This window comes from Chryseobacterium sp. W4I1 (assembly GCF_030816115.1).
In the GTDB taxonomy this organism is placed as follows: Bacteria; Bacteroidota; Bacteroidia; order Flavobacteriales; family Weeksellaceae; genus Chryseobacterium.
On record NZ_JAUSXQ010000001.1, the window covers coordinates 1,075,754 to 1,098,539 of the forward strand.

The 22,786-nt window shown below is 37.6% G+C and carries 14 protein-coding genes; 12 read left to right on the top strand and 2 right to left on the bottom strand.

The window, feature by feature from the left end; all coding sequences use genetic code 11:
* Nucleotides 1-51: 51 nt before the first annotated feature.
* The 12 genes from QF044_RS04960 (at nt 52) to QF044_RS05015 (ending at nt 20,734) form a co-directional block, all read left to right on the top strand.
* Nucleotides 52-2,829, top strand: coding sequence for a glycosyl hydrolase (locus QF044_RS04960; protein WP_307264378.1), 2,778 nt, complete (start codon nt 52-54; stop codon nt 2,827-2,829).
* A gap of 11 nt (nt 2,830-2,840) precedes the next feature.
* Entirely contained in the window at nt 2,841-3,659 is an 819-nt protein-coding gene (locus QF044_RS04965; RefSeq protein ID WP_307264381.1) for a DUF4350 domain-containing protein, read from the top strand.
* A gap of 280 nt (nt 3,660-3,939) precedes the next feature.
* Complete coding sequence (locus tag QF044_RS04970; RefSeq protein WP_307264383.1) at nt 3,940-5,814, top strand: rhamnogalacturonan lyase; 1,875 nt, start codon at nt 3,940-3,942, stop codon at nt 5,812-5,814.
* Between the two features lie 68 nt (nt 5,815-5,882).
* Complete coding sequence (locus QF044_RS04975) at nt 5,883-7,046, top strand: glycoside hydrolase family 88 protein (protein ID WP_307264386.1); 1,164 nt, start codon at nt 5,883-5,885, stop codon at nt 7,044-7,046.
* Between the two features lie 322 nt (nt 7,047-7,368).
* Entirely contained in the window at nt 7,369-8,457 is a 1,089-nt protein-coding gene (gene rhaT, locus QF044_RS04980) for an L-rhamnose/proton symporter RhaT (RefSeq protein ID WP_307264388.1), read from the top strand.
* Between the two features lie 334 nt (nt 8,458-8,791).
* Nucleotides 8,792-10,786, top strand: a complete 1,995-nt coding sequence (locus tag QF044_RS04985; RefSeq protein WP_307264391.1) for a SusC/RagA family TonB-linked outer membrane protein — start codon at nt 8,792-8,794, stop codon at nt 10,784-10,786.
* A 16-nt stretch (nt 10,787-10,802) separates the two neighbouring features.
* Nucleotides 10,803-11,831: a hypothetical protein gene (locus tag QF044_RS04990; RefSeq protein WP_307264394.1), complete on the top strand. Its 1,029-nt coding sequence runs from the start codon at nt 10,803-10,805 to the stop codon at nt 11,829-11,831.
* Between the two features lie 13 nt (nt 11,832-11,844).
* The gene (locus QF044_RS04995; RefSeq protein ID WP_307264397.1) at nt 11,845-13,923 is read left to right on the top strand and encodes a RagB/SusD family nutrient uptake outer membrane protein; all 2,079 of its coding nucleotides are present in this window, start codon (nt 11,845-11,847) and stop codon (nt 13,921-13,923) included.
* Nucleotides 13,924-14,185: 262 nt separating this feature from the next.
* Nucleotides 14,186-16,288, top strand: coding sequence for a bifunctional aldolase/short-chain dehydrogenase (locus QF044_RS05000; RefSeq protein WP_307264398.1), 2,103 nt, complete (start codon nt 14,186-14,188; stop codon nt 16,286-16,288).
* A gap of 183 nt (nt 16,289-16,471) precedes the next feature.
* Complete coding sequence (locus tag QF044_RS05005) at nt 16,472-17,752, top strand: sugar isomerase (protein WP_307264401.1); 1,281 nt, start codon at nt 16,472-16,474, stop codon at nt 17,750-17,752.
* A 438-nt stretch (nt 17,753-18,190) separates the two neighbouring features.
* Nucleotides 18,191-19,579 (top strand): FGGY-family carbohydrate kinase, encoded by a 1,389-nt coding sequence (locus tag QF044_RS05010; RefSeq protein WP_307264403.1) that lies wholly within the window; start codon nt 18,191-18,193, stop codon nt 19,577-19,579.
* Between the two features lie 3 nt (nt 19,580-19,582).
* Nucleotides 19,583-20,734: an alpha-hydroxy acid oxidase gene (locus QF044_RS05015; protein WP_307264406.1), complete on the top strand. Its 1,152-nt coding sequence runs from the start codon at nt 19,583-19,585 to the stop codon at nt 20,732-20,734.
* Nucleotides 20,735-21,110: 376 nt separating this feature from the next.
* Here the strand turns inward: QF044_RS05015 and QF044_RS05020 are convergent, their stop codons facing one another.
* Nucleotides 21,111-21,554 (bottom strand): nuclear transport factor 2 family protein, encoded by a 444-nt coding sequence (locus QF044_RS05020; RefSeq protein ID WP_307264408.1) that lies wholly within the window; start codon nt 21,552-21,554, stop codon nt 21,111-21,113.
* Nucleotides 21,555-21,633: 79 nt separating this feature from the next.
* Nucleotides 21,634-22,680: a GntR family transcriptional regulator gene (locus QF044_RS05025; RefSeq protein ID WP_230038362.1), complete on the bottom strand. Its 1,047-nt coding sequence runs from the start codon at nt 22,678-22,680 to the stop codon at nt 21,634-21,636.
* Between the last annotated feature and the right edge of the window lie 106 nt (nt 22,681-22,786).

Sequence of the window (22,786 nt, forward strand, 5' to 3'; positions counted from 1 at the left end):
TTAAGTAACGAATGTGTTTAAAGCTTTTGTGATTAAATTTAAAAGTTAAAAATGAAAATTAAAAACATAGTCAGCCTCAGTCTAATCTGTTTTGCGTTCGGAAATATTGCCGCGCAGAATCCCTGGCCAAAAACCACCGAAACGGCAAAACCGTGGACACGATGGTGGTGGATGGGAAATGCAGTGGATGAAAAAGGATTGGGCAAACAGCTGACCACTTTAAATAAAGCAGGTTTCGGAGGCGTAGAAGTTGTCCCAATTTACGGTGCAAAAGGCTTCGAGAAACAATACATCAATTATCTTTCTCAGGAGTGGATGAAAATGCTTCAGTTCACTACCAACAAAGCAAAAAGCCTGAATATGGGCGTTGACATGGCGGTTGGGACGGGCTGGCCAATCGGCGGACCGCAAGTAAGCGAACAAGATGCTGCCACAAAAATGATCGTTCAGACATATACTATCTCATCAGGTGAAAAATTAGCGGAAAAAATTGTACTTAGAGATGAGAAGCAAAAGAATTTAAAAACTATAAAGCTGGATATTGTAACGGCTTACAATGAAAAAAATGAACCGGTGGTTTTAACAGATAAAGTTAATGCTGATGGTGCTTTAAATTGGAAACCAACGTCAGGAAAATGGATAATCTATGCAGTTTTCGTTGGTAAAACTTTACAAAAAGTAAAACGTGCAGCACTAGGAGGGGAAGGCTATACAATAGACCATTTTTCACCGGAAGCAACGGTGAATTATTTTAAAAATATTGATCAGGCATTTGGCAGTTCAAATTACGGAATCCGCTCTTTTTTCAATGACAGTTATGAAGTTTACAATGCCGACTGGACTCCCGATTTTAAAGAGGAATTTAAGAAAAGGAGAGGTTACGATGTGAGTCCATACATCAAATATTTGGTGAGTAACGAAGAAAACGAAATATCGGGAAGAATAAAATCTGATTACAGGAAAACCTTAAGTGATTTGATTCTGAACCGTTTTACCCTAGATTTCACCAACTGGGCACATTCTAAAAATTCCAAAAATACCAACCAGGCACACGGTTCGCCGGGAAATTTGCTGGATTTGTATGCAGCAGTCGATATTCCAGAATCTGAAACTTTCGGAAGTACGGTTTTTGATATTCCGGGGTTGAGAAGAGATAGTGCAGATGTGCAAAAATCTGATATTCCAGATATTAATATGCTGAAATTTGCTTCATCGGCTGCAAATGTTACCGGTAAACAATTAATTTCAAACGAAACTTTCACCTGGCTTACCGAACATTTTAAGACATCATGGTCACAGGCAAAACCAGAAGTTGAGCAGGTTTTTTTATCAGGCATCAATCACGTTTTTTATCATGGTACAACATATACACCGGTCGATGTTGCTTTCCCGGGATGGCTGTTTTATGCTTCTGTTAATTTTGTTCCTGAAAACAGTTTGTGGCCCCATTTAAAGGGTTTAAATTCTTATATCGAACGTACTCAATCTGTTTTGCAGAGCGGAAAATCGGATAACGAATTGCTGATGTACTGGCCTATTTACGACCAATGGGCCAATCCGAAAGGGAAGGATGTGACATTTAAAGTTCATAATGTTGAAAAATGGTTACAGCCTACTCCGATGTATGAAAATCTGAATAAACTCAGTAAAAGGGGGTATTCCTTAGATATGGTTTCGGATAAAATGATTGGCGAATCGAGGTCGGAAAACCAGAAGATTCAGGTGTCGGAAGATGGTTCTACATATCAGGTTATGATTATTCCCAAATTAACTTATCTGCCCGAATCTACTTTAAAAAATATTTTGGATTTAGCTCAAAACGGAGCTGCAATAATTTTTCAAAACGAACCAAAAGATATACCCGGATATTTTGAAGTCGAAAAAAGAAGGGCCCAATTAAAGTCTTTGTGGAGTAAAATGTCATTTCAAAACCTGGCTGGAAATTTGAAAACGGCGAGCTTTGGAAAAGGTAAAATCATTTTAAGTTCGGATATTGCGGAAGCGTTGGAATATTTAAAAATAGAAAGAGAAAAACTAGCTGACACCGGATTGAAATTCGTGAGAAGACAGTTTGACGGCGGAAAATATTATTACATCGTGAATCACACTTCAAAGGAAATTAATCAAAATATTCCTTTAAATTTTGTCGGAAAACAAGTTGCTCTAATGAATCCTGAAAACGGAGATTTTGGACTTGCTGAAATTCAGGATAGTTCGGTTAGAGTACAACTGAAATCAGGAGAATCTTTAATTATAAAAGCTTCTGAAAACATAAACAGTTCAATTCCAAAATGGAAATATGTTGAAAAGACAGATTCTCCTATCAATTTAAATCAAAACTGGCAATTAACTTTCAAAGAAGGCGGTCCCGAACTTCCAAAATCAAGAAAATTAAAGAAATTGGAACCCTGGACCAATTTCTCAGAAGATCCTGCAACACAAAGCTTTTCAGGGACTGGTGTTTATATAACAACTTTAAACTTGAAAAACAAAAATGCAGACGATTATCTTTTAAAATTTGATAAGCTGTATGAAAGTGCAAAAGTAATTGTCAACGGTCAGGAAGCGGGAATTGTCTGGAGCATTCCTTTTGAAATTAATATTGGAAAATACCTGAAAAAAGGGAAAAATACCATTCAGATTGAAGTCTGTAATTTAATGGCGAATAGAATCCGCTACATGGATCAGAATAAAATTCAGTGGCGGAATTACCACGAAATCAATTTTGTGAATATCAACTATAAGCCTTTTGATGCATCTAACTGGAAAGTGCAGCCTTCCGGTCTGGATGGCGAAATTAAATTGATTCCAATACATTATTCAAAATAAAATTAAAAGAAATGAATAACAAAATAGTAAAAACATTCGCAGTAGGAACTTTGCTGACATTCAGCTTTTCTAATGCTCAGCAGAAACCAAAAGTCGTTTTGGACAATTTTTTCAACAACGAAAAAAAGGAAAATAAAGAAACCAAAGTCCTGGAATCCTGGCATTATACATGGAATGACACCAGCAACGGCGGGTTTTCTTTGTTGGGAGAAATTTTCACAAAACAAGGCGCAGAAATCAGTATGCTTACAACTGCTCCGACCAAAAAAGATTTGAGAAATGCCGGTATTTATATCATTGTCGATGCGGATATTGACAAAGAAGCTTACGGTGGAAAGGCAAATCTGATTGATGCAGCAAGCATCAAAAATTTGGTGGAATGGGTGAACAATGGTGGTGTGTTGGTTTTAATGAGTAACGACAGAGGTAATTCTGAATTTGAACATTTCAACAAACTGGCGGGAGAATTTGGAATTCATTTTAACGATGACAGTTACAACCGTGTTCAGAAAAGAGAATTTGAGCAGGGAAAAGTGATGGTTCCGGCAGGAAATGAAGTTTTTTCTGAGCAGAAATTATATATGAAAGAAGTAAGCTCCATCGATGTGAAATCCCCTGCTAAAGCCATTTTGGAGGCAGAAGGGAGGAATATCGGAGCTATTGCAAAATTCGGTAAAGGAACAGTTTTCGCATTGGGCGACCCGTGGTGTTATAACGAGTACATTGACGGCAAAAAGCTACCCGCTGATTTTACCAATTATCAGGGAACTGAAGAGTGGGTAAAGTGGTTATTGAAGCAGACTTCTAATTTCAATAGCGCAATCGATTGAAATTGAGTATTGGAATATTTGGGCAGCTTTGAACTTCGTTCGTAAATTTAGCTAAAAGCATTTGCTTTTTTCTCAATCGTGCCCTGCGTTCCTGCTTTTTGCCTCCGCTTTGCTCTGGCAAAAAGAGCTCCACTCAGGTCAGGCTGCAAGTGATTCAACGTAACATCCTTGTCAAGGTTCTAAACCTTGACAAGGATAAAATTCAATAGGAACGGGCTGAAGCCGTTTATGAATAATGAAAATATAGATTGGCTTTAGCCGAAACTTACAAAGAAGATTTATGAAGATCAAATATATACTCATCACATCCGCCATTTTCCTATCGCAGATGTTTTCTGCCCAAAGGCAAATGGAATATCTGAAAAGAGGAATCGTTGCCATACCTTCAGATTCAGGCGTTTTTGTGAGTTGGCGTTTGCTGGGCACGGAACCTCAAAATATTCGGTTTGACTTATACCGTATTGAAAATAACAAAAGCAAAAAGCTGAATGAAAAGCCATTGGTAAGCGGAACTAATTTCTTAGATAAAACTGCTGACAAAGCGAAGAATTACACCTATTTCGTTAAGTCAAATACTCAGGATAAATCAGTTGACAACGATTCTGCAAAATATGTAGCCAATCAAAAACCTTATTTTTCTATTCCCTTAAAAACACCACAAGGGTATACCCCGAATGATGCTTCTGTGGCAGATTTGGATGGTGATAGTGAATATGAAATCATCCTTCATCAAACCGGAAGGTCAAAAGACAACAGCCAGAAAGGAGAAACCGACCCACCAATTATTCAGGCTTACAAAATGAATGGAAAGCTTTTGTGGGAAATTAATCTGGGTAAAAACATAAGAGAAGGAGCGCATTACACGCAATTTTTAGTCTATGATCTTGATCAGGACGGAAAAGCTGAAATCGTAATGAAAACCGCCGACGGAAGCAAAGACGGCAAAGGAAAATTTATCGGAGATGCAACAAAAAATTACGTCAATGAAAACGGAATGATCCTTTCCGGACCGGAGTTTCTGACTGTTTTTAATGGTGAAACCGGCGAAGAAATTCATACCGTGAATTATGAAGTTCCAAGATTTGCAGGGAGTCTGAATCCAACCAACGAACAAATGACCGAAACCTGGGGCGATGCAAAAGGAAACCGAATCGATAGATTTCTGGGAGCCATTGCTTATCTGGACGGTAAAACACCAAGTGTAATTATGTCGAGAGGTTATTATACCAGAACGGCGATTGCGGCCTGGGATTATAAAGATAAAAAACTCAGTTTGCGATGGCTTTTTGATACCGAAAGTTCGGAAGAAAATAAGAAATTCCGTGGTCAGGGAAATCATAATCTGAGTATTGCGGATGTTGATAATGACGGAAAAGATGAAATTATCTTCGGTGCCATGACGGTTGATGACAATGGGAAAGTGCTGAACAGTACAGGCTTTGGCCATGGTGATGCGCTGCACGTTGGAGATTTAGACCCATCTAATCCCGGATTGGAAATTTTTGATATTCAAGAAAGATTTGATGATGCAGGTGCACATTTCAGAGACGGCAAAACCGGAAAAGTTTTATGGAAATTACCTTCTACTGTGTATAGCAAACAGGGAAAGTTTCAGGGTCCGGGACGAGGATTGTCTTTAAATATCGATCCTCGTTATAACGGTTCAGAATGTTGGGCTGCAGGGGCCGGAGTCAAGGGACTTTACGATGCAAAAGGAAATAAGATCAGTGAGAAAAGTCCTGCCTGCAATATGGGGATTTATTGGGACGGAGATTTTTTAAGTGAAATTTTAGACGGAACTTCCGTGTCAAAATGGAATTGGAAAAATGAAAAATCAAACCTGATTTTTGATGCTAAAGATTTTCAATGTGAATCCAACAACGGCACCAAGAAAAATCCTTCCTTGGTTGCTGATCTATTTGGAGACTGGCGGGAAGAAGTGATGTACAGAACAGCCGATAACCAAGAATTGAGAATCTTTTCAACGGCTATTCCAACCAAACACAGATTGTACACTTTAATGCATAATCCACAATACCGGTTGAGCATCGTCTGGCAAAATGTAGGGTACAACCAGCCTCCACATACCGATTATTATTTGGATGAATCTGTTTCAAAGGTTCCTGCACCTAATATTCATACAGTTAAACCTTAATCAGTCGTAATGCTTATAATTCAAACTATTTAAACTAATACATTGTAAAATAAAAAATATATATAATTATGAAGAAAGTATTAATGAGAGGCGCTTTTTATGCGTTGATTATTGGAGTTTTATCTTCTTGTTCAGTTCAGAAAGAAACGAGTGCAAAGAACGTTAATCTTCCGGATAAAAAAGAAGTGTTGGAAGTTTCACAGAGAGCAAATCAATATTTCATGAACAAATGGTCCGATACAGGAAAGGAAATCGTGGGCAAGAAAGTATGGCCCAGCAATCTATGGACGAGAGCTGTTTATTATGAGGGATTAATCGCGCTTTATAAAGTAGATCCTAAAAAAGAATATTACGATTACGCCATGTCATGGTCAGAAAAGCACAATTGGGATATGATGCGAGATACTTATACCCGTAATGCAGATAATCAGGCTTGTAGTCAGACGTATTTGGATCTTTATGAAATCGATGGTAAAAAAAATCCGGAGAGAATAAAATTCGTTAAGGCTTCCATAGACAGTATGATGGCTACCAGTAAAGTTGACGACTGGTGGTGGATTGATGCGTTACAAATGGGAATGCCTATTTTCACAAAACTGGGCAGAATGACAGGCGAAAAAAAATATTTTGACAGAAACTATGAGATGTATGCCTACACAAAATACAAACACGGCGGAAATGGTTTGTACAACCCAAAAGATAAACTTTGGTGGCGAGACAAGAGTTTCGTTCCGCCTTACAAAGAACCTAACGGCGAAGATTGCTACTGGAGTCGTGGAAATGGTTGGGTAGTTGCTGCTCTGGCACGTACGCTGGAGGACACGCCGAAATCCGATCCCCATTATCAGGAATATCTGCAGGATTACAAAGATTTGTTATCGGCTTTGGTTCCGATTCAGAGAGAAGATGGTTTCTGGAATGCAAGTTTACATGACCCAAACAATTTTGGAGGCAAGGAAATGACGGGAACTGCTCTGTTTGTATATGGAATGGCGTATGGAATCAATAAAGGTTTGATTGATAAAAAAACGTATTTACCCGTTATTGTGAAAGCCTGGAATGCAATTGCAAAAGATTCCGTTCAGCCTGATGGATTTTTAGGTTGGGTACAGGGAACTGGAAAAGAACCTAAAGACGGTCAGCCACTTGCTGTTGATAAAGAACCTGATTTTGAAGACTATGGCTTAGGCTGCCTGTTGCTTGCTGCAAGTGAAGTGTATAAATTGAAGTAAATTAATATTGAAGAATTGGTTAATTCTCACTGAGTACTTATCGACTTAGGAAGCAGGAGCGTTAAGAAAATTAATTCTGTGAACGTTAAGAAAATTCTACTGTTTGAAGCGCGACACAAATATTGAATTGAAGAACTTATATTGAAATCGCGCAAGTTTAGAATTTTTAGAGAACAGAATTAATTTTTAGCGGATGATTCCAAGTCTTGAATTTTTGATTCTTTTGTTTCAAGACAAAAGAATTATTATTGCAAACATGACACTACAAGATGCGCAATCGATTTCATAGTGTTAATTTTCAAATTCAACCATAAGATAAATTATGAATGCATTATTAGGAGTTTTTTTTCACTTCTTAGGAGGTTTTTCTTCAGGGAGCTTTTACTTGCCCTATAAAAAAGTAAAAGGCTGGTCATGGGAAACGTATTGGTTAATAGGAGGTGTTTTTTCCTGGATCATTGTTCCGCCATTGGCTGCCTTTATGACCATTCCTGATTTTTGGGAAATCATTCAGAATGAAAGTTCCTCCATATTGGGGCTGACGTTTCTGTTCGGGGCCCTGTGGGGAATTGGTGGTTTTACTTATGGTTTGGGAGTCCGATATTTAGGGGTAGCACTTGGAAGCAGCATTATTTTGGGGCTTTGTATGGTGTTTGGCTCGCTGGTTCCTTCTATTTATTATGAATTTTCTCCGCAAACAGGAAAAGACAATATCGGTTTATTGTTTTCCAGCAAATGGGGACAGTTTGTATTATTGGGACTTCTGATTTGTGTCATTGGAATCATCATCAGCGGGAAAGCGGGAATGATGAAGGAAAAAGAACTGCAAAAAACTTCAATAGATCCGCATGGTACGGAAGTAAAAACGGAATATAAATTCGGGTTGGGAATAATAGTTTCCATCATTTCCGGCGTTTTAAGTGCATGTTTCAATTTCGGACTGGAAGCTGGGAAACCAATGGCTATCGTAGCCAATGAAGCCTGGAAACTAGCCAATCCGGGACAGGGAGAATTCCTTTTTCAAAACAATGTAACCTATGTGGTTGTCCTTTGGGGCGGGATGGCGGTCAATCTGATCGGCTGTCTGTATTTGGCTTTTAAAAATAAATCTTACACCGATTATACTAAGAGAAATGTACCTGTTGTGAAAAATCTCATTTTCTGTGCCCTTGCCGGAACCATGTGGTTTTTACAGTTTTTCTTTTACGGTATGGGCGAAAGTAAAATGGGAAATGGCGCCAGCTCGTGGATTTTACATATGGCATTTATAATTTTCATTGCTAATTTGTGGGGAATTATCATCAAAGAATGGAAAGGAGTTTCCAAAAGAACTATTACTACCATTGCTGTTGGAATGATCGTCATGTTTATTTCCATTTTAATGGTTGGGTATGGAAATTCTTTAAGATAGCCTTTCCGTGTTTCATTTACGATTTCACAGTATCATCTATATAGTTTCAGAGTTAAAAAATAACTCAATAAGGCACTGATTTTTCAGTGTCTTTTTATTAAAAACAATTTAACTCTAAAAAAGAATATCTATTTGAAACAGGAGCTTTTAATTCACGGTTTAGTTAAATAATTTGATGAATGTTTGATGATTTTCCGTTATTTTATTATTTATTTTAAAATATAATTTAAGTATTTGTAGTTAAATATGATAAATCATGAATATTGCCATACAGGATATTGCAGGATGCCCGAATTTTTGTAACGGTGTATTTTGGTAACATAAAAATTAACATATGTCTTTGATAGTTAAACATAAAAATATAAAGCGAATAGTGTTTCCGGCATTTATGCTTTCAACAAGTTTTGTCTGGGGGCAAAAAGCGGTAAATGATAGTGTGAAAAATACAAAAGATATTGAAGAAGTAGTCGTTATCGGTTACGGAAAAGTTAAAAAATCCGATCTTACGGGGTCTGTTTCTTCAGTTTCTGCAAAAGAATTAGCAGCTACACCGGCAATGAATGCTTTGCAGGCATTACAGGGAAGAGCTGCAGGTCTGAATATTGTGACCGCAGGTGGTGCTCCGGGAGCTAACGCCAATGTTACGATCAGGGGAGGTTCTTCCATTACTCAAAGTTCCGATCCGCTTTATATTGTAGACGGTTTCCAATTGGATAACGCTTTGAATGTGATTAATCCTAATGATATTGAAAGTATCGACGTACTGAAGGGAGCTTCTGCGATTGCTATTTACGGAGCCCGTGGTTCCAACGGTATTATTGTTATTAAAACCAAAAGTGGGAAAAAAGGAAGAACGGTTATCAACTACAATACGTTCATGTCATTTGATATGCTTTCAAAAAAACTGGATATGCTCTCAAATCCGGAACAATATGTAAAGTATCAGTACGAATTGGGGATGCTTCAGTCCAAGCCATCAGCGTGGAGTAATGTTTTTGACAGTAATTTAGGGACAGATTCACCAGGGTTTTATTCCGGAGCCTATCAGAGGATTGGCAATCGCTACGGATCTGCTTCTGCATTAGACTGGCAGGAGAAAATGTTGGGAGGAACGGGGTTAACTCAGAACCACAACGTAAATATTTCTGCTGGAAACGATAAAACACAGGCGTTTATTAGTTATAATTACAATAAGCAGGAGGGCTTGCTTCAAAATTTTAGCGAAACAAGAAATTCATTACGTGCCAATATCACTTCGGAATTGTATAAAGGAGTAAGAGTAGATTTCAACACCATGTTTACGAACAATTCTGTAAACGGGGGAGGAGCCTATTCCGGAATGAAAAAAATTCTTCTTCAGCCTATCACCGGAGGTACATTGTTTACTCAGGATCAGTTGTTCAACAATCAGACTTTTTCGGATTTTTCAGCGTTAGATTCGGGTTTTGATACAGAAAATCCATTTATAGAAACTCAGGCATCTACTTCCAACAAACGTACAAGAACATTCGTAGCCAATGCAGGGATCGAATTTGATTTCCTGAAAAACTTTACATGGCGAACTGCCGGACAATATAGCTGGACAAACAGTAAATCAACATCATTTTCAGATCAGAATTCACGCGCCTTTCTTACAGACCCTATCAACACAGGAATCAACGGAAATATCGCCAATGCAGAAACATTCCGTTATCAGATCACCAATACTTTAAATTATAATAAAACTTTTGGTGAAAAACATAAAGTAAGTGCTTTAATCGGGAACGAAATCTGGTATGAAGAATCCGAAGGAAGCAGCATGAAACTTACAAAATTCCCGTATCCTAATTTCGGGTTGGATGATATTGCCAACGCAACGGTAGCTGATAAAAATACAGACCGATCAAGTAACAGCTTACTTTCTTATTTTGCCCGTGTGAATTACAATTATGATAATCGTTACTTAATTACAGGGACAATACGTGCGGATGGTTCTTCAAAATTTGCAGAAGGTTCACGTTGGGGATATTTTCCATCTGTAGCAGGTGCGTGGCGTGTTTCTCAGGAAAATTTCTGGCAGGATCATAGTATCAATAAGATAGTTAATGATTTTAAATTAAGAATTGAATATGGGGTGACAGGTAACAATGGAGTCGCTAATAACTTATGGAGAACCAATGTTCTACTTACAGATTATCCAATAAACAATACCCAGGGACATCCGGCCTATGTTACAAGTACAAACTGGGGAAATCGTGATCTCCAGTGGGAAGAGCTGAGAACAACCAATATCGGGGTAGATCTGGCTTTTCTCAATAGCAGAATTAAATTTAACCTCCGAATGGTATAATAATAACGTAAGCAAAATGCTTTTTGAAAGTATACTTCCCGTTTCCTCAGGCTATTCAAGACAATATCAGAATATTGGTTCTATGAGAAACAGAGGAATGGAATTCACATTAAATACCATCAATTTAAAATCAGAAAATTTCAGATGGACAACAGACCTTAATATTTCTTTCAATAAATCTAAAGTCCTTTCTCTTGAAAACGGACAGCTGAATAAAACGTTCAGTGTCGGAGGAAGCAGAACGGGAATGGTAACCTATTATGCAACTGTGGGAGAAGAATTGGGTGATATGTATGGATATGTTTATCAGGGAGTTTACACGACTGATGATTTTACCCAAAATCCGGATGGATCATTAACCTTAAACCCGGGTGTTGTCAAGCCTGCCACCGGAACTCCTAAACCGGGAGACATGAAATTTGCTGCTGATAATGAGGCGGGTGATCAGTTTACAAGAAAAATGCAGAAGATAGGAAACGGTACTCCGGATTTTATCGGGGGAATCAGCAATAACTTCTCCTACAAAGGCTTTGACCTGGCTGTGTTTATGAAATTCAGCGTTGGTAATGATATTTATAACGCAACCAAGCAAAGTTTAAGTCCATACGCCATGTTCCAGAATGCTCCTTCAGAATTCGGAAACAATTATTATCATTTAATTGATCCCAATACGGGACAGGCAACGACAAATTTGGTTAGGCTAAAAGAGCTGAATCCTGATGAAGGTTCAAGACTATGGAGCTTAAGCAATACAAATACTGCAAATATTGCCTATCCATCATCATATTATGTAGAAGACGGCTCTTATCTGAGAATTTCCCAGGTAACATTAGGATATTCTTTTCCTAGAGAATTTTTAAATAAAGTGATGCTTACCAATGCCCGTATCTATTTTACCGTTAATAACCTGGCGACAATTACAGGGTACTCAGGGTATGATCCTGAAGTTTCAGCGGCAAGCGGGGTGACTGTTACACCTGGATATGACAGCTCTACGTATCCTCGTTCACGAAGCTATGTTCTTGGTCTTAACTTAACTTTCTAATACTATTTAAATCATGAAAAATATACATAAAACTCCCGTATTGCTAAGAAAATTGGTCATTCTTCCCTCAATTTTCGTCGCCGTTTTAGCGATGAATTCATGCAGTGATGATTTTCTGGATCAGCCAGCTTACAATTCATTGGATACAGAATCTGTATTTAAGAATATAGATACTGCAGAGATGTTTGTTCTGGGTTGTTACAGAGGTATAGTTCCAACTGAAATGTATTATCAGCTGGGAGCGGGAGACACTGTAACCCACTCTTCAGAAGATGGTTCTACCAATAATTCCAAATATAATATTGCCAACTATCAGTATGATGCTTATACACCGAATACGGTAACGGGGATTTACGCTGCGATGTATGCCGTTATTGAAAGAACAAATATTGCCGTGAGCGGGTTAAGTAAAATGGAAGCCAGCACAAAACGTGATGCTTTACTGGCTGAGGTTAAGGCTATTCGTGCATTTTGTTATTATAATCTAATTAGGGTGTACGGAGATGTTCCTTCCGTTTTTAAACCTCTGGATGAGATGGATCCTAATGATCCGAATACATTATATCCAAAGCGTACTTCAAGAGATGAAATTTACGATCGCATTATTGCTGATCTTCAGGAATCTGTAGGAAATATTCCAAATTTTGGTCAAAGTGGCTATGCAACAACAGAGCGTTTAACAAAACAGGGAGTCAATGCCTTATTAGCGAGAATCGCACTCTATGCGGCAGGGTATTCCCTTCGTTGGGACCTGAATACAGGAAGCGGGGCAATGATGTCGCGTCGCAGTGATAACAGCAGAATTCAGCAGTTATACCAGATTGCAGACAATGCCTGTGCTGCTATTATTAACGGAGGAACAAACTCTTTGGTACAGGCTCAGGGCGGCAAAAGTGGTTTCGAAGCGTTATGGTTCAATTTCTGCCAGAGAAAATTTTCAGTGACAAACTCAGAAATCCTTTGGCAGGTTGCTGAATACGGAGCAAATACAAATTCATCTTTTGGAGTATATGCCAATGAAGGTTCCCGTGGAGGAGCATATGGATCGAGAAAGACATTACAATTCATTCTTCCAAGTTATTATTTATCTTTTAATCAGGGAGATACCCGTAGAGACGTTTCTTGTACTTCTTACAGTGTCTATTTTTTAAATAATGGTAATGCAGGTGATACCTGGGTGAATGCCGGGACTACCTATTCCTGCATCCTGTCAGGTAAATTCAGGATGGGATGGTGTATTGCGCCTCAGGCGGCAGATGCACGAAATTTAAATATTCCTGTTTTAAGATATGCAGATGTTTTATTAATGTATGCAGAAACTCAAAACTACTTAAACGGAGGCCCTACTGCTGCGGGAACTTCTGCTTTTATGAAGGTAAGAAACCGTGCCGGAATCGGAAGTGTACCGGTTCCTTCCGGCCAGCAGGCATTTGAAGCTGCTATTGTTCAGGAGCGTAAATGGGAATTTGCGGGAGAGTTTAACCTTCGTACAGATCTGATCAGAATGAATCGTTTGGCAAGTGAAATTGAGGCAACAAAACAGGCGATGAAAAACTTGTCAAACAGAACAGGAGCCTATGCAAATACACCTGTTTACCGACTGTATAAACTCGAAAAAAATGCCCAGATCTATGGTGATCCGTTTTTGGCATTAAAATATATTGATATAACGAGCCCTGCAGAAATTGCAGTCATTACTAATGTTCCGACGAGTTCTGGAGATTTCGACAATTATCAGATTGCATTAAAAGCTATTGCAGTAGCACACGGACAAACCACAACAACGGATGACAAATGGTATCCTGCGAATATGTTCCAGGCTTACAACAGTACATTTAACAGCAATGCGAAAAAGACAGCTGGATTTGTAGGAGGTGCTGCAGGCCAGCTTCAGATCGGCAGTATCATCTATACCAAGCCAACAGGTTCAGCAGAAAACGGAGGAACGTATCCGAATTGGATAGAAGGCGGGGGAGATGGTCTTTTCTATGGATTTGTTCCAAATAAAACAGAATTACTTCCATTTGCCGCGCAGTCAGCAGGTCATCCTTTAGTAGATAATCCAAATTTAAGTCAGCTTCCAGGATACTAATCAATACATATTAAAATTGTAACCATTAAGAATAATTAAATCTTAATCTATTAGCTTTCTTAATGGTTACATAATTTTTTTAAATCACATCATCTAAAATATTAATTAAATAACCTCAGTTAGATTGATCCCGGATAAATTAAACTGTAAAAACTCAACGTTAATTTATCTTTAAATACAGTATTTACCAGTATAGTACGGGATGCTGTAAAAGATATTACAGTCTAATTTTGGATAGAAATTCAGAAATATAAGTAAACCAATGGAAAAAGTTAAAACATTCAAATACGTAGACTATTTATGGGACGAAAACAAAGCGGCATCTTTAGGAAATGACCAGGTGGCTTTATTTCTATACCGCTCAAATATATTAGGGGCAGATTTAAGAATAACCAATTATGGAGGAGGTAACACAAGTTGCAAAACCATCGAAAAAGATCCGCTAACCAACGAAGAAGTTGAGGTAATGTGGGTAAAAGGTTCAGGTGGTGACATCGGAACTCTGACCAGAAAAGGAATTGCCGGATTATACACACAAAGACTAAGAAACCTGAAAAATGTGTACCAAGGCTTAGCAGATGAAGACAGAATGGTAGGCTTATTCAATCACTGTATTTTTGATCTGGACAGCAAAGCGCCTTCTATTGATACGCCTCTACATGGTTTACTTCCATTTAAACATATCGATCACCTTCATCCCGATGCCTTAATTGCAGTAGCTGCTGCAAAAGACAGCGAAAAAATTACCAAAGAAATCTGGGGCGACACCATGGGGTGGGTTCCATGGCAGCGTCCTGGTTTTGATTTGGGATTACAATTGGAAAAGTGTTTAAACGATAATCCTGGGATCAGAGGAATTGTTTTAGGAAGCCACGGACTATTCACCTGGGGAGATACTTCTTACGAATGTTACATCAACAGTCTGGAAGTTATCGAAACAGCCTCTGAATATATTGCTAAAAAAATCGAAGAAAACGGACAGGTTTTCGGAGGTCAAAAAGTAGAATCTCTTCCTGCTGAAGAACGTAAGAACAAAGCAGCACAATTGATGCCTTTGTTGAGAGGTTTAGCATCTTCTGAAAGCAGAATGGTTGGTCATTTTACCGATAGCGATGTTGTGTTGGAATACATCAACAGTAATGATCTTGAGCGTTTAGCGCCACTAGGAACTTCTTGTCCTGATCACTTTTTGCGTACGAAAATTCAGCCATTAGTGTTGACTTTAGATAAAAATGAAGATTTAAGTGATTCTAAAGCTATTTTAGAGAAATTAACTCCTCTTTTCGAACAGTACAGACAGGAATACAAAGAATATTACGAAACTTGTAAACATCCGAACAGCCCAGCAATGCGTGATCCGAATCCGGTAATCATTATTTATCCGGGAGTGGGAATGTTCAGTTTCTCAAAAGATAAGCAGACGACTCGTGTTGCCAGCGAATTTTACGTCAATGCAATCAACGTAATGCGTGGAGCAGAAGCCATTTCTGAATACACATCTTTACCAAGACAAGAAGCATTTGATATCGAATATTGGCTGCTTGAAGAAGCAAAGCTGCAGAGAATGCCGAAAGAAAAACCACTTTCAAGGAAAATTGCGATCGTAACCGGAGCAGGAGGTGGAATCGGGCAGGCAATTGCTGACAAAATGGTTCAGGAAGGAGCAGTCGTTGTTTTCACAGACTTAAATCAGGAAGCAGTAGAATCTGTTACTGCAAAATACAATAAAGATCAGGCTGTAGCAGTTACTTGTGATGTGACAAGCGAAGAAGCGATTGCAAATGCCTTTAAAGAAGCTGTTCTTGCATTTGGTGGAGTAGATATTCTGGTTCATTCTGCGGGTTTGGCGATTTCTAAATCATTGGAAGATACCACAACTAAAGACTGGGAATTACTTGAAAATGTTTTGGTAAAAGGTCAGTTCTTGATGGCGAAAAATGGAGTAGAAATCATGAAAAAGCAAAATTTAGGGGGTGACATCGTTAATATTGCCAGTAAAAACGGATTGGTTGCCGGACCAAACAATGTGGCATACGGAACTGCAAAAGCAGCTCAACAGCACATGACAAGATTATTGGCAGCAGAATTGGCAGCAGATAAAATCCGTGTGAATGTTGTAAATCCTGACGGAGTGATCGTTGGAAGCAAAATCTGGGAAGGCGCCTGGGCAGAAGGCCGCGCAAAAGCAAACGGAATTTCTGTTGAAGAACTCCCTGCATTTTACGCAAAAAGAAACTTGCTAAATGAAATTATTCTTCCTGAAGATATCGCCAACGGAGTTTTTGCCTGTGTCGCAATCCTAGATAAAACAACTGGAAATATCATCAATGTAGATGGAGGAATGGCCAACGCATTTCCAAGATAATATAAAAATTTAACCACAAAAATCACAAAAGTTTATAGTAATTGAAAGGAATTTTAGAAAAGACCAAAAAGTTTAGGTAATATTTTATTTTTCTAGTTCTTTTTATAACTTTTGTACGTAGTATTTAAAAATTAGATAAAAGCTTTTGTGACTTTGTGGTAAAATAAATTTAAAAATCAAACCATGATTATAGGAAAAGATATCATTGAACAATACAATAAAACAGAAATTGAAAACTTTACGACAGATTTCGATTTTCTACAAAATAAATTAACAAAATCAGGAGCCAGTGTTGCTGAAATTGTCAACAAAATTGCTGATTTCCAGGTAGCCATTCCGAGTTGGGCTTTAGGAGCGGGAGGAACCCGTTTTGGAAGATTTTCTTACGGTGGCGAACCTTCTTCTTTGGAACAAAAATTAGAAGATGTAGGCTTAATCCATGCACTAACACATTCTGCGGGAGCTGTTTCTTTGCACATACCTTGGGATATTCCGGGTGATGTGAAAGCCATTAAAGAAAAAGCTGCTTCTCACGGACTTGTTTTTGATGCCATGAATTCCAACACATTCCAGGATCAGGCCGGAGCAAAACATTCGTACAAATTCGGTTCTTTGAACGCTGTGAATGAAGATTCAAGAGCTTATGCCGTAGAACACAACAAAGAAGTAATCAGAATCGGAAAAGAATTAGGCTCAAAAAGCTTAACCGTCTGGTTGGCAGACGGAGCAAGTTTTCCGGGACAATTGAATTTCCAGACCGCGTTGTCAAATACTGAAAAAAGCTTACAAGAAATCTACGCAGGAATGCCGGAAGACTGGAAGCTTTTCATTGAATATAAACCTTACGAACCCAATTTCTATTCAACAACCATTCAGGATTGGGGAACATCGTTTATGTTGGCCAATGCATGTGGCGAAAGAGCATACACGTTGGTAGATTTAGGGCATCATTTACCAAATACCAATATTGAGCAAATCGTTGCAACTTTAATGTACAAAGGAAAATTGGGTGGTTTCCACTTCAACGACAGCAAATATGGAGATGATGATTTAACGGTGGGCTCTATCAAGCCTTATGCTTTGTTTTTGATTTTCAATGAATTGGTATACGGAATGGAAAATAATCCAAACAACCCTTATCCAGCCTGGATGATCGATGCAAGTCATAACATCAAAGATCCGCTGGAAGATTTGTTACAGTCTCTGGAAGCTATTTTAATTGCTTATGCTCAGGCACTTTTGGTTGACCAGAAAGCATTAAAAACGGCGCAATTAAACAATGATGTCGTTGCAGCGCAGGATATTTTGCAGAATGCGTATAGAACAGATGTTCGTCCGTTATTAAGAGCTGCAAGATTGCAGACTGGTGCGGCTTTAGATCCAATTGCGGCTTACAGAAGCCTAAAGGTAAGAGAAAATTTAATTACCGAAAGAGGATTAGAAACCAAAGCAACAGGATTATAAAATCCTGTTTTAAAATTGATAATTCAGCTTTTGAGTGCAATCGAAAGTTTTTATTATATGTATCCTTATATTTTTATCATTAAGGTTGAAAGTGTTTAGATGAGTAGGATTTTAGGCATTGCTGCTTTAAGAAATAAGTGGATTTTTTCTTGTTGCATCTTACAATCTGAACACTCCTTAATGGTTGAAAAATAATATTTAAATGAAAATCTAATTACAATTAATTGTATTACTTTGCTAAGTGAAACGCCTTTGCGATCTTAAAAACGTATAGTAGTCAAAAAATCTTTGCGAACTTTGCGTTATAAAAAACAGATTATTGTTAGTGAAAAATTCGCTAATTTGTGTTTAGATAAAGAGATTGCTTCGTCGCTTATGAACTACGTTCACAGACCTTCAGTCTGTTCGCAATGACAAAAAATAAATTTCATCACAAGAATGTCTAAAAAAAAGAAGGTAACCATAGTATTTGATATTGGAAAAACCAATAAAAAGTTCTTTTTATTTGATAAAAATTATAAAGAAGTTGTTCGTGAATATACAGAATTACCGCTCACAACTGATGAAGATGGTTATCCTACGGAAGATCTTGCAGCGCTACAAAACTGGATAAAAGATAATTTTAATGCCATTCTTGATAATGAAAATTATGAAGTAAAAGCCATCAATTTTTCAACGTACGGAGCGAGTTTTGTGCATCTGGATCAGAAAGGAAATGTTCTGACACCTTTGTACAATTACACCAAGCCAATGGATGATGAAATTCTTGATTTATTTTATGAAAAGCATGGAAGCAAGCTGAAAATTGCCCGCGAAACAGCATCACCTCAAGCAGGAATGTTGAATTCAGGCCTGCAATTATTTTGGTTGAAATATAAGCATCCGGAAATATTCAGAAAAATCCGTTACAGTCTGCATTTACCTCAATATTTATCGTATTTGTTTACCGGGATTTGCGTGTCGGAATTTACTTCAATAGGCTGCCACACGAATTTGTGGGATTACGACAAAGCAGATTACCACGATTGGGTGTATGAGGAAGAAATAGATGCCTTATTGCCGCCAATTGTACCAACTTCTGCGAGCATCAATACTTCTTACCGAAACAAAAAAATTAAAATCGGTGTTGGAATTCACGACAGTTCTTCAGCGTTATTACCTTATATTTTAAGCAAAAAAGAACCTTTTTTATTAGTTTCAACAGGAACATGGAGTATTTCGTTAAATCCATTTAATGATGAAAGTCTTACCGATGAAGATATAGAAAACAATTGCCTGAATTATATGCGCATCGATGGAAAACGCGTAAAAGCATCCCGTTTTTTCATGGGAAATGAATATAAAATTCAGGTTGAAAAATTATGTGCTTATTACGGAAAAGAATATGGTTTTCACAGAGAAGTGCAGTTTGATCAGGATTTGTATCTGCGTTTAATGAAAAATAAAAATATCTATTTTCGCTTTGAAGGAATTATTTTAAAACGAAAAATGATTACCGCAACAGATTTAAATTCATTTGCAACCTTTGAAGTAGCCTATCATCAGTTGATGATCGAACTGATGGATCTGCAGATTCATACGATCACAAATGCCATTGGCAATTCAGAAATTACAAACATTTATATCGATGGCGGATTCACCGATAATGACGTATTTATGAAACTGATGTCTCACCATTTTCAGCATTATAATGTGATGTCTACACATTCTCCGCTGGGTTCTGCATTGGGAGCTTCCATGGTGATTTCCAACAAGAAAATAGACGAAACTTTTTTACAGCAGCATTATCAGATGAAAGTGCTTCAACCGTTAATTCTTAATTTATAAATCATGTCATTTCCATTTGATACCCGTTATGCTTCGCTTGAATTGTTGATTGAAAAAGCGAAAAAAAGAATGCCCCGTTTTGCATTTGAATATCTGGACGGAGGTTGTAATGAAAACATCAACCGGGACAGGAATACAAGCGAATTACGGGAAGTTTTGCTTCGTCCGCGATACCTGAATAATAATTATGCGGAAGCCAATATGGAAACCGAATTGTTTGGAGTTAAATATTCCGCACCTTTTGGAATTTCTCCGGTTGGTTTACAAGGTTTGATGTGGCCCAATGCACCCGAAATTTTAGCAAAAGCAGCTTTCAAACATAATATTCCTTTCATTTTAAGTACGGTTACGACAAGCAGTCTTGAGCGGATTTCTGAATTAACGGAAGGAAAAGCCTGGTATCAATTGTACCATCCAAGAGAAGAATGGCTGCGTGACGATATTCTCGACCGTTGCGAAACTTCAGGATATGACGTGTTGTGCGTGTTATCTGATGTTCCAACTTTCGGATACAGAGCAAAGGAAATCAGAAATGGTTTGGCAATGCCGCCTCAATTGAATTTCAGAAACGTTTCCCAGGCGTTGGCAAAACCGGAATGGTGTCTGGAAATACTGAAACATGGCGTTCCAGGTTTTAAGACCATGGAAAAATACATGGATAAAAATATGGGTGTGAAGCAATTGGGACAGTTTATGAATTCTACTTTTTCGGGGAGATTAAATTCCGACAGAATAAAAGCAATTCGCGATAAATGGAAAGGGAAATTAATCATTAAAGGCGTTGCATCAGATGAAGATGCTGCAGAAGCTGTTCGTTTAGGGTTCGACGGAATGATTATTTCAAACCACGGCGGAAGACAGCTTGATGCCGGAGAATCTACTATCGCCGTAGTAAAAGACATCAGCGAAAAATATAAAAACCAGATCAAAATAATGATGGACAGCGGCGTAAGAACCGGTCCGGATGTTGCCCGCGCGTTGAGCTGCGGCGCCGAATTTACCTTTATGGGAAGAACATTTATGTATGCAGTCGGAGCCTTAGGTGATAAAGGCGGTGATCATATTATTGAAATGCTAAAAATGCAATTCAGACAGGTAATGGAGCAGGTTTGCTGTGAAAAACCGGAGGATTTACAAAACTTCAGAGTAAAATAATTTTTGATATGAAGATGGAAGATGGAAGTTTAAAGTTTTATAGAATAAATTTATCAATAGGAACGGGCTTTAGCCCGTTTTTCATTGTAAAAAATTCTGATTGGCTTTAGCCAAAACTGATCATTCTGTTTACTGGTTTCAAAATATTTTAAACGCAAAGATTAGTTTTAAGAACACATAATTTTAAGAAGCAAAGTAATGCGACAAAGTCGCTGATGAAGCTAGCTTCGTAAGAATCAATTTTATTGATTCCATTCTTTGCTAACTTAAAAATATTCAGGATCTTAAATAAAACTTTGCGTTAAAAAACTAAACAGTGCAAAATAAAAATTCGCAAAGACAACCTTGCGAATTTTGTTTATTACAATGTAGAAGTTTATTTCTTCTTCTCAGATTTTACAGCCTGTCTTGCCAACAATTTCCAGTCGTTTTTCACTTTTGCCCAAACCAACAATACATCCAATGTTACATCACCCGGAGCTTTTCCAGAATCAGCAGTCGTTGCATAAAAATGGTGGCGAACAATCGCTGTATTGTCAACAATATTGATCGTTTGATTGGTAATATCAATGGTTACAAAATCTGATTTTTTACTGACTAATTTATCGACAAATTCTGTGGCGTCGTCTATGTGACCTCCTGAATGTCCATACGTTAGTTCCGGTAAAATCAAAGATTCTAAGGCAGATTTTTCACCGCTTATCATTGCTGATCTTAATTCTTCAGCAGCGTCAGAAACCGCGTCTTTATCATTCTTTTTCTGTCCGAATACAGAAAGTGCCATTAAAAAAGTCGTGGCAAAAATTAATTTTTTAATCATAATTAAACAATGTTAAATAGTAAACTTTAAAGTATATATTGATAATGCAATCGATTGCGCTTTTGATTTTAAAAAAAATCTACAAAGAATCCCTCTGAATAAATTTAAAAACATTATTTACAGATTCCTTTTTATTTTTTAGAATCATATAGGCTGCGGATTCTCCCATGGCTTTAAAATCTGTAGTAATTACGGTAATTCCAAGCAATTCTTTAAGCGGAGTTTCGTTGTAGGAAATAATGCCGATGTCTTCACCCAATTTCAGATTTTTCTGCCTGATTTGTTTAACTAAATTCACCAGATCACGTTCCCGAATGGTGATGAAAATATCCTTATCCTGCAATTCCATGTCGGGATAAATTTCGTCAAGAATTTCATAATCAAGCTTAAAGTCCTTACAAAATTTCTCAAAACCACGCACAATACGGAAAGGATAGGGGTGAATGGATTTATCGGGATACACTAAAATTATCTTTTCGTATTTCTTTATTTTATCTAAACCTTCTTTTAATGCGTTGTAGATATCATGTTCGAAATCCTGAAAAATAGAGCCGTATTCCCCGGAAATATTAGGCTTGGTATTATCCAGCAATAGCAATTTATTTTTCGGTATTTGTTCAATCATATCCAACACCTGTTGTGTGGAACTGGTGTGCTTAGACTGTTCATCCCTAAAGTGGGGCATGATCACATAATAATCGAATCCGCCCAGGTTCTTTTTTAAGGAATTAATGAAAAGAGTTTCGTCACAATGATAAATATACATCTCAACATTGCCTTTGGTACCGATTGCATTGACGAAATAATTATAGATCATCATTTTATAAGTGCTCGGCTTATTGATTAGAAAGAAAATATTGATGACATCATTTTTATTAATACGGGAGATATAATAACCTTTTCCCTTCACAGATTCTATAATTTGTCTTTTTCGGAGCTCTTTATAAGCTTTTTCTACCGTATCTCTTGAAAGAAAGCAGGATTCGCTAAGTTCGTTTATAGAAGGAATCTTTTCCCCAATTTTGATTTCCCCACTGTCAATTCCATTAAGGATAGAATCTACAATCTGTTTGTATTTAGGAACTCGGGAATGCTCATTGATTATTATTTCAAATGTTTCTGACATGATATTAGATAGGAGATATTTATTTCAGTTTAAAAAATAATTCAAAAGTTACGAACGGTGTAAGGCAAGTTACAAAAATTTTATAATAACTTTTTTGACATGCTTT